Origin of the sequence: Microbacterium paludicola (assembly GCF_039529675.1) — a bacterium.
Taxonomy (GTDB): Bacteria; Actinomycetota; Actinomycetes; order Actinomycetales; family Microbacteriaceae; genus Microbacterium; species Microbacterium paludicola.
On sequence record NZ_BAAANG010000022.1, the window covers coordinates 1 to 16,304 of the forward strand.

14 protein-coding genes and 2 pseudogenes are annotated in these 16,304 nt (G+C 71.8%); 6 read left to right on the forward strand and 10 right to left on the reverse strand.

Annotation, left to right across the window (positions count from 1 at the left end; all coding sequences use genetic code 11):
- Positions 1–109: 109 nt before the first annotated feature.
- The 3 genes from surE to ABD161_RS11090 all read right to left on the reverse strand — a co-directional run bounded on the left by surE (position 110) and on the right by ABD161_RS11090 (position 3,357).
- Complete coding sequence (surE, locus tag ABD161_RS11080; protein WP_344002682.1) at positions 110–853, reverse strand: 5'/3'-nucleotidase SurE; 744 nt, start codon at positions 851–853, stop codon at positions 110–112.
- Entirely contained in the window at positions 850–1,884 is a 1,035-nt protein-coding gene (locus ABD161_RS11085; protein ID WP_344002685.1) for a PfkB family carbohydrate kinase, read from the reverse strand. The genes surE and ABD161_RS11085 overlap by 4 nt, the downstream gene beginning before the upstream one ends.
- Before the next feature lie 63 nt (positions 1,885–1,947).
- Positions 1,948–3,357: an MFS transporter gene (locus ABD161_RS11090; protein WP_344002688.1), complete on the reverse strand. Its 1,410-nt coding sequence runs from the start codon at positions 3,355–3,357 to the stop codon at positions 1,948–1,950.
- Between the two features lie 102 nt (positions 3,358–3,459).
- On the opposite strand from ABD161_RS11090, the pseudogene ABD161_RS15985 reads away from it, so the two are divergent.
- Together ABD161_RS15985 and ABD161_RS15990 are read left to right on the forward strand one after the other, a co-directional pair.
- Positions 3,460–4,020: pseudogene (locus ABD161_RS15985) on the forward strand (helix-turn-helix domain-containing protein); the annotation flags it as partial.
- A 56-nt stretch (positions 4,021–4,076) separates the two neighbouring features.
- Positions 4,077–4,391, forward strand: a complete 315-nt coding sequence (locus tag ABD161_RS15990) for an MmyB family transcriptional regulator (protein WP_425560880.1) — start codon at positions 4,077–4,079, stop codon at positions 4,389–4,391.
- Positions 4,392–4,418: 27 nt separating this feature from the next.
- Here the strand turns inward: ABD161_RS15990 and ABD161_RS11100 are convergent, their stop codons facing one another.
- On the reverse strand, positions 4,419–5,429 hold the full coding sequence (locus ABD161_RS11100; protein WP_344002871.1) for an isopenicillin N synthase family dioxygenase: 1,011 nt from the start codon (positions 5,427–5,429) through the stop codon (positions 4,419–4,421).
- Positions 5,430–5,618: 189 nt separating this feature from the next.
- A pseudogene (locus ABD161_RS16040) lies at positions 5,619–5,867 on the reverse strand (ATP-binding cassette domain-containing protein); the annotation flags it as partial.
- On the opposite strand from ABD161_RS16040, the gene aztD reads away from it, so the two are divergent.
- The gene (aztD, locus tag ABD161_RS11110) at positions 5,866–6,891 is read left to right on the forward strand and encodes a zinc metallochaperone AztD (protein WP_344002874.1); all 1,026 of its coding nucleotides are present in this window, start codon (positions 5,866–5,868) and stop codon (positions 6,889–6,891) included. The pseudogene ABD161_RS16040 and the gene aztD sit on opposite strands and share 2 nt — an antisense overlap.
- A 51-nt stretch (positions 6,892–6,942) precedes the next feature.
- Here aztD and ABD161_RS11115 read toward each other — a convergent pair whose 3' ends face one another.
- The gene (locus ABD161_RS11115; protein WP_344002694.1) at positions 6,943–8,085 is read right to left on the reverse strand and encodes an acyltransferase family protein; all 1,143 of its coding nucleotides are present in this window, start codon (positions 8,083–8,085) and stop codon (positions 6,943–6,945) included.
- A 184-nt stretch (positions 8,086–8,269) separates the two neighbouring features.
- On the opposite strand from ABD161_RS11115, the gene ABD161_RS11120 reads away from it, so the two are divergent.
- Together ABD161_RS11120 and ABD161_RS11125 are read left to right on the forward strand one after the other, a co-directional pair.
- Positions 8,270–9,475, forward strand: a complete 1,206-nt coding sequence (locus tag ABD161_RS11120; protein ID WP_344002877.1) for an LLM class flavin-dependent oxidoreductase — start codon at positions 8,270–8,272, stop codon at positions 9,473–9,475.
- 26 nt (positions 9,476–9,501) lie between these two features.
- Positions 9,502–10,149, forward strand: coding sequence for a CE1759 family FMN reductase (locus ABD161_RS11125; RefSeq protein WP_344002697.1), 648 nt, complete (start codon positions 9,502–9,504; stop codon positions 10,147–10,149).
- Positions 10,150–10,154: 5 nt separating this feature from the next.
- Here the strand turns inward: ABD161_RS11125 and ABD161_RS11130 are convergent, their stop codons facing one another.
- The 4 genes from ABD161_RS11130 to ABD161_RS11145 form a co-directional block, all read right to left on the reverse strand.
- Entirely contained in the window at positions 10,155–11,441 is a 1,287-nt protein-coding gene (locus ABD161_RS11130; protein ID WP_344002700.1) for an MFS transporter, read from the reverse strand.
- Between the two features lie 70 nt (positions 11,442–11,511).
- Positions 11,512–12,222, reverse strand: a complete 711-nt coding sequence (locus ABD161_RS11135) for an AAA family ATPase (RefSeq protein ID WP_425560881.1) — start codon at positions 12,220–12,222, stop codon at positions 11,512–11,514.
- A gap of 50 nt (positions 12,223–12,272) precedes the next feature.
- Positions 12,273–12,860, reverse strand: coding sequence for a DedA family protein (locus ABD161_RS11140; protein ID WP_344002706.1), 588 nt, complete (start codon positions 12,858–12,860; stop codon positions 12,273–12,275).
- 48 nt (positions 12,861–12,908) lie between these two features.
- Positions 12,909–14,114 (reverse strand): MalY/PatB family protein, encoded by a 1,206-nt coding sequence (locus ABD161_RS11145; RefSeq protein WP_344002709.1) that lies wholly within the window; start codon positions 14,112–14,114, stop codon positions 12,909–12,911.
- A gap of 174 nt (positions 14,115–14,288) precedes the next feature.
- On the opposite strand from ABD161_RS11145, the gene ABD161_RS11150 reads away from it, so the two are divergent.
- Positions 14,289–16,253 (forward strand): GDSL-type esterase/lipase family protein, encoded by a 1,965-nt coding sequence (locus ABD161_RS11150; RefSeq protein WP_344002713.1) that lies wholly within the window; start codon positions 14,289–14,291, stop codon positions 16,251–16,253.
- Positions 16,254–16,304 lie beyond the last annotated feature (51 nt).

The window sequence follows — 16,304 nt, forward strand, 5'->3', positions numbered from 1 at the left end:
CTCACCCCGGTTATCGAGCGAGCTTGCGAGTCGAGATGACCGGCTCCACGGCTGCGCGGCTTAGGGCCGGTCGCTTCGGCTCGCTGGCGCTCGCTCAGCAACCGCCGATTCAGGCGGGGTAGCCGAGCGGGCGGTGCGAGACGGGCTCGATGCCCGTGAGCGTCACGTAGCCCTCCGCGAGGAGCGCGGCATCCGTCCCGGGCTCCGGCACGTTCGGCAGGTCCTCCACCGCAAGGCGGATGTACTTCTCGCCGCGTTCGCTCAGCGTCGTCTGGACGATGCCGAAGGGCGCCAGCGGCGCCTCGCGCACGCCGCGATGCTCGCGCGCATTGGGCACGTTGAGGTTGACGACGGATCCGCGCTCCAGCGACATCAGGAAGGGCAGCGTCTCGACGGCGACGGCGGATGCCGCGTCCCACTCGAACGCCTCGGGCCGCATCCCGACGTCCAGCGACACGGCGAGCCCCCACGCGCCGTTGAGGCCGCCGGTCAGCGCCGCCCCAACCGTGCCGGAGTGGAGGATCGCGCGCCCCACGTTCGCGCCGTGGTTCACGCCCGACAGGACGAGGTCGAACGGATCGCCGAATGCACCGTGCGCGGCGATCAGCGCGATGAGACCCGGGCCGCCGCGCACCGCGTACGCCCGCAGATCCTCGAGGCCCTCGATCGTGCGGGACTCCATCGCGATCCGGCCCTCCTCCTCGCCGGCGATGATCGACGCGCTCGCGCCGCTCGATTGGCGTTCCGGAGCCGCGATCGTCACCTCGAGGCCCTTCGCCGCGGCCGCCCGCGCGAGGGAGTGCAGTCCCGGCGCCTCGATCCCGTCGTCGTTCGTCACCAGCACGCGCGTCATGCGTCCCCCTCCCGCTCGTCCGTCCGGTGATCGCCCGTGTCCGCGAGCGCGGCGAGGCCGTCGGGGCTGATCCTGCCGTGGCTGTCGTCCGGGTCGGCGCCGTGCTCGCGCACCTTGACGCTCCTGCGCAGCCGCTCGATGGTCTCCATGTCGCCGGTGCCGAGGCCGTGCCGGGTGACGTTCAAGGCGCCGGCGGCAGCCCCGGTGACGACCGCCTCGCGCAGCGACTGGCCGGTGGCGAGCCCTGCGCAGACGCCCGCGGTCAGCGAGTCTCCCGCGCCACGGTGGTCCGCGATCTCGAGCTGCGGGGGAGTGACGTCGAGGATCGTGTCGCCCGCGCGCACCACGAAGGCGCCTCCGCCGCGCGTCACGATCACGTCGCGCGCCCCGCGTCGTCGCAGCTCCTCGATGGCGCCGACGACGGCGGCGGTGTCGGCGTCCTCGGCGAGCAGGCCGTCGGCGACGAGCTCCTCATCGCTGACCTTGAGCACGTCGATTCCTCCCTCGAGCGCGGCGATCATCCGGTCGCCGGCGAGATCGGCCACCACGCGCACATCATTCGTGCGCAGGTCGGCCGCCAGGCGCCGGTACGTGTCGGCGGGCAGCACACCGTCGCCGTCCGGCCCGCTCAGGATGGCGAGGCCCGCGTCGATCCCCTCGCGCAGCATCGCGCCGTACAGCTCGTCGAGGTCGTGGCGCCCGAGGGGCTGGCCCTGCGTCTCGGCGACCGCGGTGCGCTCGCCGTCCCGGCGGTCGTGCACGTACGCGGCGCCGCGGCCCTCGCGCTCGACCCCGACGACGCGGAAGCCCTCGTCCTCGAGCAGGCGGCGGACGACCCGGCCGAGCTCGCCCGTGAGCGCGCAGCACAGGGTGGCCGAGACGCCGAGCCGGCGCAGCATGCGCGCCTGCCAGACTCCCTGGCCACCCGCGTGGACGTGGATCTCCGGGTCGCCGCCGTCGCCGTCCAACCCGTGATCCTCGATGGTCACGGTGAGGGTCGGCGACGGGGCGAAGATGGCGATGTCCGGCATGGTCCCCACGGTAGGCCGGGTGCCGCCCGACTTCAGCCCCCTTGCCTGGCGCCCGGGGCCGCGCTACCCGTGGCCAACCGCGCCCGCCGGCTGCCGGAGCGCGACAGCCAGCACCGCACCGGCGACACCCGCGATGACCGCAGAGCCCGCGATCGCGTACTGCAGCGCGGGGAGCAGCCCTTCGGCGAGTCTGCTCGCCACAAGCGCGGCCATCACGGGGGTGCCGAGCGCGATGCCGACCTGCTGGCTCAGCGTCACGAGACCGGTGGCGAGCCCCTGCCTGTCGGCGGGAAGCGAACCGGTCGCCGTCACGACGTACCCGACGATCGCGACGAGGTTCGCGATGCCGCCCACGAAGGTGAGCGAGAGCAGCGCGGGAAGCGAGCCTGCCGCCATACCGAGGAGAGCAAGCGGGGCGGTGACCGCGGCCTGGACAAGCAGGCCGAGCACGATCGCGCCCCGCGACCCGATCCGCGCGATGACGCGCGGGGCGATGAGCCCGCCGATCACGGTGCCGACGCCGAGGACGCCGAGGGTGAGCCCCGCATCGAGCGCGGAGTGCCCGAGGATCTCCTGCAGGTACAGCGTCAGCAGGAAGACCAGCGACGTCTCGGTGGCGAAGGCGATGAGGCCGGCGATGTTGCCCCAGGCGACGTTCCGGCGGCGCAGCAGCTCAAGCGGAACGAGCGGCTCGCGTGCGCGGGACTCCACGACGCCGAAGACGACCACCAGGATGGCCGCGCCGGCGAGCGGCAGCCACGTCGAGGGATCCGCCCAGCCCGACTCGCCGGCGTTGCTGATGCCGAACACCAGCGCGACGAGGGCGAGGGTCACCAGGATCGCGCCGGCGACATCGAGCCGAGGACGCTCGTCCGACCTCCTCTCGCGCACCGCGGTCGGGGCGATCACGAGGACCAGGATCGCGACGATGACGTTGACGAAGAACGCCCATCGCCAGCTGACGGTTCCCGCGAGCACCCCGCCGAGAACCGCCCCGGCGGTGAAGCCCGCGGCCATGAGCGCGCCGTTCAATCCGAGCACGCGGCTGCGCTGCGGCCCCTCCGCGAAGGTCGTTGTCAGCAGCGACAGGGCCGCCGGAGTGACCATCGCGGTTGCGATGCCCTGGGCGATCCGGGCGGCGATCAGCAGCGCCGGCTCCTGCGCGAGGCCGCCGGCGAGCGACGACGTGCCGAGCAGCGCGATGCCCGCGAGGAACAGCCGCTTCCGGCCGAACAGGTCGGCGACGCGCCCGAAGAACAGCGTGAACCCCGCAGCGCACAGGGCGAACGACGTGACGATCCACTGCAGGTGCTCGGTGGCGAAGCCCACCTCCGCTCCGATGCGCGGCAGGACGACGTTCAGGATCGAGAAGTCGACGGCGAGGGTGAAGTTCGCGGTGAGCAGCACCGCCGTCGCGAGGCGCTGGCGGAAGTCGGGCGGTGCGGGACGGGAGAGGGACGTCGTGGAGGTCATGGTGCGACCCTCCGGCAGCGGATGGCCCGCAGCCAGATCCGTGGAGAGCCTGGCACCCACAGGGACAGGCACACCGGGGCGAGAGGGGAGGAGACTTGGCGCATGACCGTCCCCGCCGTGAACCAGGACCTCGCCACCGACGAGGGGCTCCGCGCTCGCCGCGGCGGAGCGTCGCGCCCGAGCGACGTGCGGCTGCAGTCGCGCTCGAGCGAGCTCGGTGACTTCCTGCGCTCGCGCCGGGATCGGCTGACGCCGGAAGCGGCCGGCGTCATCTCCTACGGTCGCCGCCGCGTCCCCGGGCTGCGCCGCGAGGAGCTGGCTCAGCTGGCCGGGGTGTCGATCACCTACCTGACGCGGCTCGAGCAGGGGCAGTCGCGCAACGCCTCCGACGCCGTGTTGGCGGGCCTCGCGCGGGCCCTGCGCCTCGACGACGACGAGCGCGCGCATCTCCATGCGCTCGCTCACGCCGAGCCCACGCTGCGCTCCCGTCCCGTCCGGCCCGAGACGCCCCGGCCCGGGGCTGTGCAGCTGGTGCGCGCCATCGCCGAGGTGCCGACGCTGCTGCTCGGCCGCTTCAATGACGTCCTCGCCTGGAACCCTCTCGCGCATGGCCTCGTCGCGGGTCATCTCGACCCCGATGCGCCCGCCGACCGCGGCGCGCGACCGAACCTGATCCGCATGCTGTTCCTCGACCCGCACACGCGCGCGCTGTACCGGGACTGGGAGTCCGAGGCGGCGCTCGCCGTCGCGTCACTGCGCTACGTCGCGGCCGAGTTCCCCGACGACGTGCGCATCGCCCACCTCGTGGGCGAGATCAGCATGGACAGCCCCGATTTCGCGCGCATGTGGGCGCGTCACTCCGTGCGCCTCTGCACGAGCGGCACCAAGCTGCTCCACCACCCCTCGGTGGGGACCTCGACCTCGACTACGAGGTGCTTCACCTGCCCGAGGGCGACGGGCAGCGTCTGCTGACCTTCACCGCGCCGCGGGGAAGCGCCTCGGAGGCCGGGCTGCGCCTCCTTCACGCCGCTTGACCGCGCCGCGTCCGAACGGGCCCCGCCTCAGGATCGGGCAGCGAGAAGGTCGGCGTGCCAGCGCTCGGCCACATCGGGGTGGGCGCGCAGGCGCGATTTGAGCGCGTTCTCGCCGTACAGCGAGTGGATCGGGTTCGACGGATCCTGCTCCACGCCGCGGGCACGCGCCGCCAGCTCGGCGGGAAGCTCGAGGATCGGCAGTCGCGCGTCGAGCGCGGGGCTGAAGAAGAACGGGATGGAGATGCGGTCCTGCGGGGCACGCGGCGAGAACACGCGGTGGTTCGTCGCGCGCAGGTAGCCCTGCGTCGCGTACTCGAGCATTTCGCCGATGTTGACGATGAAGGATCCGGGCACCGGGGGCGCATCCACCCACTGTCCGTCCCGCTCGACCTGCGGGCCGCCGCGCTCGGGCTGCACCCAGAGCAGGGTCAGCACGCCGGAGTCCTTGTGGATGCCGACGCCCTGCTGCGGCTCGTCCGTGTCGACCCCCGGATAGCGGACGATCTTGATCAGCGTCGCGGGGTCACCGAAGTGCTTGTCGAAGTAGTCCTCCTCGGCGTGGAGCGCGAGCGCCCAGGCGCGCAGCAGCTTCCTCGCGACCTGGGTCAGGCGGTCGTGCCACTCGGTGATGACCTCGCGCAGCTCGGGGAGTGCCTCCGGCCAGAGGTTCGGACCCTGCAGGCGGAAGAAGTCGGCGGCCTCGGGGTCGGTCACGGGCTCGCGCTCCGGACCGATGTCGATCTGCTCGCGCCAGTCGACCTTTCCCTGGGTGCGCTCGCCGCCGATCCGGGTGTACCCGCGGAAGTGCGGGCTGGTGACGTTCTCGATCGCGAGCTTGTCGGCCTCGGGGAGGTCGAAGAACGCGCGGGAAACGCGGTGAACGCGCTCCTCGAGCTCGGCGGAGACGCCGGTGCCGACGAGGTAGAAGAAGCCGACGTCCCGCGTCGCGGCCGCGAGGTCGTCGCGGAAACGGGCGGCGGCCTCGTCGCCCTCGTCGAGCTGAGAGAGGTCGAGGATCGGCAGGTTCAGAGCGGTCATGGATCGACGGTACGAATCGGGCCGCGATCTCGCGACAGTGTGACGCCGGAGCGGGCGAATATGACGAGAGGGCGCGATCAGCCCCGCGGAGGGAAGCGATCCGTAACCTGCGACCCCGCGGTCGGCCGCGTCGATCGCGGTGTCGTCGTGCGTGACGCAGGCGACCGCCGCGCCGCGGGCTGCCTCCTCGGCGAGGATCTGGCGCGCGCGCTCGCGGCTGTCCGCGTCCAGGCCCGAGGCCGGCTCGTCCAGCAGCAGGATGGCCGGTCGCAGCGCGATCGCCTGGGCGATGAGCGCCCGCTGCCGCTGCCCGCCCGAGAGCTCGGCGAAGGGGCGCCGCTCGAGTCCGGTGAGGCCCACGCGCGCGATGGCCTCGGCGATCGCCGGGCGCGGGTCCGTGCGGTGCCCGCTGCGCCCTCTTCTCCGCCACGTGCCCATGGCGACGGTGTCGCGCAGGGTGAGCGGCAGGCTGCCGCGAGGCCCGCGACCGTGGGACGCCCCTTGCGGCGACGGCCGGCACGTGGTCGTCACCACCTCGCAGGGCTTCGAGGTGCTCGACACCGCCGCTCCGGCGATGACCGACGTCGTGTTCGAGGCGAGCGCCGCCGGGCACGTGGTCGTGCACCACGGCAAGACGGTCCTGTTCGACGACGGCACGGGCACGACGACGATCCTCGAGACGGATGCGCTGGCGGATGGCGCCGGCGCGCAGCCCGAGACGGAGACGTACGAGGCGGACGCCGCGCACCACGGCGTGTCCATCGTGCTCGAGGACGGCACGCTGCTCACCACGGTCGGCGATGAGACCTCGCGCTCCGGCGCCGTGGCGCTTCACCCGCACGAGGACCACTGGGACGAGGCGGCGTCGAGCGACGAGTGCCCCGGCATCCACGGAGAGGGCACGGCCGCGGACGAGGCGGTCGTCTTCGGATGCGAGGACGGCGCGCTGCTGTTCAAGGACGGGGAGTTCACGAAGCTGACCGCCCCCGACGAGTACGGCCGCATGGGCAACGCGTACGTCTCGGAGACGAGCCCCATCGTCGTCGGCGACTACAAGAACGACCCCGACGCGGAGGGCTACCTGCTCAACGCGCTCACGCTGATCGACACGGCCGCCGAGACCTACGAGGTCGTCGACCTTCCGGATGAGGTGCAGTTCACGTTCCGTGACGTCGCGCGCGGCACCGGCGACCTCGCGTACATCCTGGCGACGGACGGTGCGATCCACGTGCTCGACCCCGAGACGGGCGACATCGTCGACAGCCACGCGGTCATCGAGCCGTGGGAGGGGCCGGCCGAGTGGCAGGATGCCCACCCGTCGATCAAGGTGAACGGCGACGTCGCGTACGTGACCGAGCCCGCCTCGAACGAGGTGCATGCCGTGGATCTCACCACGGGCGAGGTCACCGCGACGGTCGAGCTCACGAACGCGCCGAACGAGATCGCGGTCGCGATCGGCTGAGCGAGCGACGGTGCGAGGGGCTCGGGGCGATGCGTCCCGGGCCCCTTCGCGTCATCCCCGCGACGGCGGGCGATCCGTCGCGGCAGGGCGACGCGATCCGGTCGGATCCGCCCGGCCCGCGTGCGGCAGGAGGGCGGCGTCGGCGAAGAGCCAGCGCGAGCGCGGCTCGACGAGCGGGCGGAACAGCCAGCGCACCGGCTTGGAGGCGAGCAGCACCGTGATGACGACGGAGAGCAGGCACACCAGGGGCAGCCAGATCCAGGTCGGCTCGAGGTCGCGCAGCGCGCCCGACTCGCGGAACGGGTAGAGCACGAACGAGTGAAGCAGGTAGATGTACATCGTGTACGTGCCGAGCCTCGTGAAGGGGAACTCCCCGCGCGGCACGAGCAGGAAGAACGCCGCACACAGCACGACCGCCACGGTCATCAGCACCAGCCGCACGCCGCCGGCCCACCACGGTGTCTCGCCGAGGAAGTGCGAGTAGTCCTGGTCGTAGAAGAGCCAGTTGCGCATGTCCATCGCGTGCCAGGTCTCGAGACCCGCCCAGGCGACCCAGCCGGCCAGCAGGAACACCGCCACGGCGCTCGCCCGCGCCCACCAGGCCTTACGCTCCAGCAGTCGCAGCCGGCCGACCACGTCGTGCGCGCGCAGCCACCAGCCGAGGGCGAAGAACGGCAGGAATCCCAGCGTGCGTGCGAGCGAGAACGTGCTGTCGACGTTCGGCAGGTAGCCGACGCCGATCGAGATCACGACTGTCCACAGCAGCGGCCACCGCAGCAGTGCCAGGTACGGCAGGATCAGCCGGAATATGCCGAGCGCGAGCAGGAACCACAGCGTCCAGGACGGCTGGGTCAGGTTTGGGTCGGGATCACCCTCGAACAGTCCCTTGGTCAGCCACCAGAGGGCCTCGAAGATCACGTAGGGCACAAGGATGTCCGTGATCACGCGCGCCATCTGGCGCCGTGAGGGCGGGTCGGCCTTCGAGAAGTACCCGGAGATGATCGCGAACGCCGGCATGTGGAACGCGTAGATCATCAGGTACATCGCGTAGGCGATGTCCGAATCGTAGGTGAGGCGCTGGATCGCGTGGCCGAGCACCACGAGCACGATGCACGCGAAGCGCGCGTTGTCCCAGTAGGGGACCCGTCGACGGTGACGGGCGACCGATCCGGTCGCCGGGGAAGGCGCGCTCATCCCCCCAACGCTACCGTCGCCGCGTGCGCGACCATGGGAATAGATCTGGCACGATCACGTTGGACCAGGTATATTCACACGCATATAAATGCGCGAGACCACCAACACCCCCGCCGGGACGACGGGACGGATCGGAGAAGCAGGGATGAGCGAGACCACCACGCCGCAGCGGGGAACCTCGAGGATGCAGTTCGGCATCTTCTCGGTGAGCGACATCACGACCGACCCCACGACGGGACGCACGCCCAGCGAGGCGGAGCGCATCCGCGACATCGTCACCATCGCGAAGCACGCCGAGGAGGTCGGGCTCGACGTCTTCGCGCTCGGCGAGCACCACAACCCGCCGTTCTTCTCGTCGTCGCCGACGACAACGCTCGCGTACATCGGCGCGCAGACCGAGAACCTCATCCTCTCGACCGCCACGACGCTCATCACGACGAACGACCCCGCGAAGATCGCCGAGGACTACTCGATGCTGCAGCACCTGACGGGCGGCCGCGTCGACCTGGTGATGGGCCGCGGCAACACTGGCCCCGTGTACCCCTGGTTCGGCCAGGACATCCGCCAGGGGCTGCCGCTCGCGATCGAGAACTACGCGCTGCTGCGTCAGCTGTGGGATCAGGATGTCGTCGACTGGGAGGGCAAGTTCCGCTCGCCCCTGCAGGGCTTCACCGCCACGCCGCGTCCGCTCGACGGCGTCGCGCCCTTCGTCTGGCACGGCTCCATCCGCACGCCCGAGATCGCCGAGCAGGCCGCGTACTACGGTGACGGCTTCTTCGCGAACAACATCTTCTGGCCCAAGGAGCACTACCAGCGCCTCATCGCGCTGTACCGCCAGCGCTACGCCCACTACGGCCACGGCACGCCCGAGCAGGCGATCGTGGGGCTCGGCGGCCAGGCGTTCATGGCGAAGAACTCGCAGGATGCGGTCAACGCGTTCCGCCCGTACTTCGACAACGCCCCCGTCTACGGCCACGGCCCGGCGATGGAGGACTTCACCGAGATGACGCCGCTGACGGTCGGCTCGCCGCAGCAGGTCATCGACCGCTACGCCGCCATGCGCGACTACTACGGCGACTACCAGCGCCAGCTGTTCCTGATGGATCACGCCGGCCTGCCGCTGAAGACCGTGCTCGAGCAGCTCGACCTGCTCGGCGGCGAGGTCGTGCCGGTGCTGCGCCGGGAGCTCGCGCAGAACCGTCCGGCGAACGTGCCGGACGCGCCCACGCACGCCGCGCGGGTCAAGGCAGCGTACGGCGACGCCGAGCCGCGCCAGGCGCGTCCCACCGCCGCCGGCGGCAACAACCTGACCGTGGGTGGCCCATACCAGGACACGCCCGCGGCCGCTCCGAAGGCCGGCTCGGCCTTCGGGTCCGCCGCCACTCGCTGACGCACAACTGAACAAGGAGAGGGAACATGACCGACACACGCCGCATCGCCGTGGTCTCCGCGGGACTTTCCACGCCGTCGTCCACGCGCATGCTCGCCGACCGGCTCGCCGCCGCCGCGGTGGCGCAGCTCGATGCGCGGGGCATCGACGCGACCGTCGAGGCGTTCGAGCTGCGCGACTACGCGCACGACATCACGAACAACCTGCTGGCGGGCTTCGCGCCGCCGGCGCTCGAGAAGATGCTGACCCAGGTCACGACGGCCGACGCGCTGATCGTCGTCACGCCGATCTTCTCGACGAGCTACTCGGGGCTGTTCAAGTCGTTCATCGACATCCTCGACCGCGAATCGCTCACCGGCACTCCCGTCCTGATCGGTGCGAACGCCGGGACGGCCCGCCACTCGCTGGCGATCGACTACGCGATCCGGCCGCTGTTCGCCTACCTCCACGCCGAGCCGGTGTCGACGGGCGTGTTCGCCGCGTCGAGCGACTGGGGCGGCAAGGAGGACGGGGTCGCCCCGCTCAGCGCCCGCATCGAGCGCGGGGCGCGCGAGCTCGCCGAGGCGATCGCCGCCAAGCCGCACGTCGAGGACGCCGACCCGTTCGACCCCGACACGTACCTCGGTGCGGGTCGTGGGTTCGGTCACCTCCTGGGTGGTCTCGCGGGGGAGTGATCCCGTCACACCGCGCTGGGTGCCGCGTCCTCGTGATGCGGCACCCAGCGCGCGTATGACAGCACGAGCCCGATCAGGAGCAGGCCCGCGGTCAGCCAGAACGGCCAGGTGCGGTCCATCCCCGACAGCCATCCGGAGATCCAGCCGAACGGGGCCGCGGCGAGCATGATCACCGTGCGCTGCACGGCCATCACGCGCGACCGCTCGGCCTCGTCGACGTGCAGCGCGACGAGCGACTCCGAGAGCATGAACACCGCTCCCGCGCCGAAGCTGTCGAGCAGGAGGCAGACGCCGAGCAGCGTGTAGGTCTCGAACGTCGCCTGACCTTCCGGGGCGGGGATCGCGACGAGCACAACCTGACCCGCGAGGTAGACGCCGAAGCCCCACATCGCCGCGGCCTTCAGGTCGACGCCCGAGCTCAGACGCGGGATCACCGTGAACAGGAAGACGATGGACAGCAGCGAGCGCACCATCGGGAAGAACGGAAGCAGCGCGTCGGGCACGTTCAGGTGCTGGCTGGCGACGACCTGCCAGAAGGTGCCGTTCACGAGGGTGACGGCCGCGACGAGGGCGGCGATGATGAGCGCGAGGATGGATCCGCGAGACCGCAGCAGCAGGCCCACCGCGCCGCGGTAGCCCGCGAGCAGACGCCACACGCTCACGTCGCGGGTCTCGGCCATCCGGATCTCGCCGCGCCGGGTCTCGTGCGACCAGCGGTAGAGCCAGATCACCTTCGCGAGCATGACGACCGCCGCGTTGACGAACAGCACCCGCACCGCGATGTCCAGGCCGAGCTGCGAGACCAGCACCGCCGCGATGGGCGCGAACAGGGCCGAGCAGTCGGCGGCGACGCGGACGAGGGAGTAGATGCGGGTGAGCTGGCTGCGCTCGGCGTCCTCGACCATGAGGCAGTCCCACGAGTTCGAGGTCACCTGCAGTGCGCCGTTGACGATGGCCGCGGCGAGGAAGAACCAGAAGTTCTGCGCGAAGGCCCAGACCACGCACGGGATCACCCACGCGATCACGTCGAACCACGCCGTCGTGGCCCGCCGGCCGAGGCGGTCGGTGATGATGCCGCCGGCGAGGCCGAACGCCACCTGCGACACCATGCCGACGCTGGCGATGAGGCCGATCTGCGCATCGTGAACGCCCTGGGTAAGCATGAACACCGACAGGTACGGGAGCACCAGCGCCATCGACAGACCCCAGAGCGGCTCGGTCCAGACACAGGCGCGCGGGTTGCCGCGCAGCGTGATCAGGGTCTGCCAGAGGTCGTTGGAGGTGCGTGCCACCGTGGAAGTCAACCAGCACGACGCGCCGCGCGGCGCACGCGGCGCGCACCCGTGTCGCGCGACCGCGAGGTCAGTCGAGGTGGCGGAGGAATCTTCCCGGCGCGTCGAGGAACAGCCGCCACGTGCGCACCAGGTCGAGATCGTCGTACGAGGAGCGCCGGATTCCCCACTCGCCGAGCTCCCGCAGATCCGCCCCGGGGAACGCCGCCAGCACCGGGGAGTGCGTGGACAGGATGACCTGCGAGCCCTGCGCGACGAGTTCGCGCAGCAGCCCCAGGAGAGCCAGGCACCCAGACAGTGACAGGGCCGACTCCGGTTCGTCCAGGATCCAGAGACCGCGGATGTGCGTGCGCTCGCTGACGAGGTCGAGGAACGATTCGCCGTGGCTGCGCTCGTGGAGGGGTGCGCCGATGCCGACGTCCTCGAGGTACGTGTAGAAGCCGTGCATCGTCTCGGCGCGCAGGAAGAAGCCGCGCTTCGGCGCACCCGCGCCGCGCACCAGCTGCAGGTGCTCGCCGAGCGGCGACTCCGACGCCCGGGTCGCGTGCATGGCGCCGGTCGATCCGCCCTCGGCGTTCATCCCGTAGGCGACGGCGATCGCCTCCCCGAGGGTCGACTTGCCCACGCCGTTCTCACCCGTGAGCACGGTCACCGGGCCGAGGTCGAGTCCCTCGGAGAGCAGCTGTCGCACGGGCGGCAGGGTCGCGGGCCACGCGTCCCTGTCCGCCGGCGCGAGCGGATGCTCCTCGATCCGCCGCAAAGGAAGCGCCCTCCGCCCGATCGCGCTCGTATCCACACCGCGACTCTAAGCGCGGCGGGCTCGAGCGCGGCTCACTCGATCGGGCGCACGCGGGCGAGGACGAAGTCGACCGTCCACCCGACGGCGAGCGCGATCACGATCGAGACGATCACCGCGACGACCGTGCCGCCCGGGATGATCGACGCGATCGCGGCGCCGATGAGCGCCTGGAACGCCGCCCACGCCATCGCCGCGACGGCCGCGATCGGCAGATACCGGAGCGCGGGGACCATCGCGGCGCCCGCGGAGAGGTTCACGGCGAGACGTCCGAACGGGATGAACCGGGCGGTGAACACGGCGGTCGCGGCATGAGTGCGCAGCCGCCGGGCCGCCCAGTCGAGCGCGCGCTGCAGGCTCGCCCGCTGCATCACGCGCCAGGAGCGCGGATGAAGCAGGCGCCCGATCAGATAGCAGCAGACGTCGCCCGCGAAGGCCGCGGCCCCGCCGATCAGGATGACCGCCCACAGCGGAGGCAGCCCGTGCGCCACCGCCACCGAGCCGAGCGCCGTGACCGCGACCTCACCGGGAACGACGACGAGGAACGCGTCGGCGAACACGACACCGGCGAGCACCACCAGCGCCCAGGGGTTCGCCGCGAGTCCGGCGATCAGCTCATCCACGACACATGTGTACGCGCCGACGGTGAACGGCCGACGAACGACGGCCGTTCAGCGGCTGCGAAGGGCCTCGCCCATGGCGGCGACGATCCGCTCGAGGACGGGCCGCGGCGTCGCGAAGTTCAGGCGTGCCGCGGTCGTCCCCACGTCGCCGCACATCCCGCCGTCGGTGAGCGTGACTCCCGCGCGCTCGCCGAAGAAGTCGGCCGGGGATGCCGGGAGGTCGAGCGCGGCGAACTCCAGCCATGCCAGATACGTGCCCTCGGGTGCGGCGTAGCGCACGCCGGGGAGGTGCTCCGCCACGAGCTCGGCAAGGCGCCGCCGGTTGCCGTCGAGGTACTGCAGCACGTCGTCGAGCCAGTCGACGCCGGCGGCGTACGCCGCGGTGTTCGCGACGACGCCGAGGTTCGACGCGCCGTGACCCCACATCCGCCCGTCGGTTGCCCACCGCTCGCGGTCGGCCGCGTTCGACACGATCACCTGCGCGGCCTTGAGACCCGGCAGGTTCCACGCCTTCGACGCCGACGTCGCGGTCAGCGTGTGCCCGGCCGTGGTCTCGTTCACCGATGCGTAGGGAACGTGGCGGCGCTCGCCGTACACGAGGGGAGCGTGGATCTCGTCCGAGAACACGCGCGCCCCATGCCGCTCGACGACCTCGCCGATCGCCGCCATCTCGTCGCGCGTCAGCACCTTGCCGATGGGGTTGTGCGGGTTGCACAGCACGAGCAGGCCGCCGCCGTCCGCGAACGCGCGCTCGAGCGCATCCAGGTCGTAGACCCAGTCCTCGCCGTCTCGCGCGAGCGGCACCTGGATGACGCGACGGCCCTGCGTGGCGGGCCAGGTGAGGAACGGCATGTACGCCGGCGTCGGGACGATGATCGCCGATCCGGGGGCGCTGAAGTGCTCGATCGCGACGTCCAGCGCCGTGATGACATCGGGGAACGCGTGGACGTCCGCGGGGTCGACCTCCCAGCCGTACCGGTCGGCGGAGAAGGCCGCGTAGGCCTCGGACATCGCGCGCGCGTCGGCCTCGGGCAGGTACCCGAACGCCCCGCGGTCGACCGCGGCGTGCAGCGCCTCGGCGATCGGCGGAGCGACGCCGAAGTCCATCTCGGCCACCCACGCCGCGAGGCGGTCCGGGAACGCCGTCCACTTCAGGCTGCCGACCTCCTTCAGCGACTCGACCGTGATTTCGTCGAACGGGTGGTGGCTCTGGAACACGCGGCGGCTCGCTTTCCTCGGGGGTGACTCATCCATCCTGCCCCGCTCCGGGCGGCAGGGGCTCGATCGGGGCGTCACGGCCGTCCCGCGTGACGCCCCGTGACGCGCCGGGGTGTGCAGGGTGAAAGGTTCGGTCCTCCCGGGTGAACGGTCGGCGAAGCGGCCCGTGCGGTGCGGCTCCGTGTCATCCGGGCGCGTCACCCTGGAGGCATGAGGGTCGCACTGGTCGCAGAGTCCTTCCTCCCGCACATGAACGGCGTGACGCACTCCGTGCTGCAGATGGTGCGGCACCTCGAGCGCCGAGGCCACGAGACGCTGGTGGTCGCGCCCGACGCTGGAGGCAAGGGAGAGCACGCCCCCACGGGCCTCACCCAGCTGCTGCCGTCGATGCCGATGCCGTCGTATCCGGATGTGCGCGTCGCGTATCCGACGACGGCCCGCATCGCCCGCGTGCTGCGCGAGTTCCACCCCGACGTCGTGCACCTCGCCTCCCCGTTCGCGCTGGGCTGGAAGGGTCAGGTGGCCGCCGACGCGCTCCGGCTGCCGAGCGTCGCCGTCTACCAGACCGACATCATCGCCTACACCGAGCGCTACGGCGTTCCCGGCGCCGTTCCCCTCGCCTCCGCGCACGTCGCCCGCCTGCACAAGCGCGCCACGCTCACGCTCGCGCCGTCCTCCGCGTCCGAGGCGCAGCTCGCCGGCCTCGGGGTCGATCGACTGCGCCGCTGGGGGCGCGGGGTCGACGCCGAGCGGTTCCGCCCCGACCGTCGCAGCGACGGATGGCGCGCGAAGATCGCGCGCGGCGAGCTGCTCGTCGGCTACGTCGGCCGGCTCGCTGCCGAGAAGCAGGTCGAGGATCTGCGGGTGCTGTGCGGTATCCCGGGCGTGCGGCTCGTGATCATCGGCGACGGCCCCGAGCGCGAGCGCCTGGAGAAGAAGCTCCCCGGCGCAGTGTTCACGGGGTTCCTCGGCGGTGACCAGCTCGCCAAGGCGCTCGCGAGCCTCGACGTGTTCGTGCACCCCGGCGAGAGCGAGACGTTCTGCCAGACCGTGCAGGAGGCCCTCGCGAGCGGCGTTCCCGTGGTCGCCACCGGACGCGGCGGCCCCGTCGACCTCGTCCGCTCGAGCGTCGACGGCTGGCTCTACGCACCCGGCGACCTCGACGACCTGCGCGAGCGGGTGCTCGACCTCACGGGCGATGACGCCAAGCGCCGCTCCTTCGGGGCCGCCGCGCGCGAGAGCGTGACGTCCCGCACGTGGGAGTCGCTCGGCGACCAGCTCATCGAGTACTACCGCGAGGCCCAGCGGCTGCGTCCCCTCGACGACGCGACCCGGGGGAGGGGCACCGTCAGGGCCGACACCGTCGCGCCGCCGCAGCGCAAGCAGTGGACCCGGTACGTCGCCCTCGGCGACTCGCTCACCGAGGGGCTGTGCGACACCTCCCGCATGGCGAACGGCGAGTACCGAGGCTGGGCCGACCGCCTCGCCACGCTGCTGGCGCAGGGGCGCGGACGCTTCCAGTACGCGAACCTCGCGGTCCGCAGCCGCAGGGTCCGCGATCTCGTGAACGAGCAGGCGCCGCGCGCCCTCGAGATGGAACCCGATCTCGTGTCGATCTTCATGGGGGCCAACGACCTCGTGAGCCACGGGGCCGACCCGGTGCGCCTCGCCGCGCACGTCGAGAAGGCGGTGCGTGACCTGCGCGCGATCGGGGCCGACGTGCTCCTCGTCACGCCGTTCCTTCCCGACCGGTCGGCAGCCCGGATCTTCGCCCGCCGCTTCGCGCTGTACGCGGCCGAGCTGCGCCGCGTCGCCGCCGCCACCGACTCGTACCTGCTCGACGCCGCGGCGCTGCCGTCACTGGGCGATCGCACCATGTACGCGGACGACATCGTGCACCTGAGCTCGCGCGGCCACCGCTACCTCGCCTATCGCGCGGCCGAGGCGCTGGGCATCCCCGACGCCGAGGCGGTCGGTCAGCTCGACGACGCGCTGCACGGGTTCGACCCGAGCGAGGACGCCCCGCCGCAGGGCGACTGGCTGCGCACGCATGCGCTGCCGTGGGTGTGGCGCCGGATGCGCGGCCGCACTGCCGGCGACGGGATGGTGTCCAAGCACGCCGACTACATCGTGATCCCGGGACGCAACGCTCCGAAGCGCTCGAAGCTCAGCTGACGCGCCGGCTCTGCGGCCGACGCGCACGGGAGGGGCGGATCGAGAAGGTCC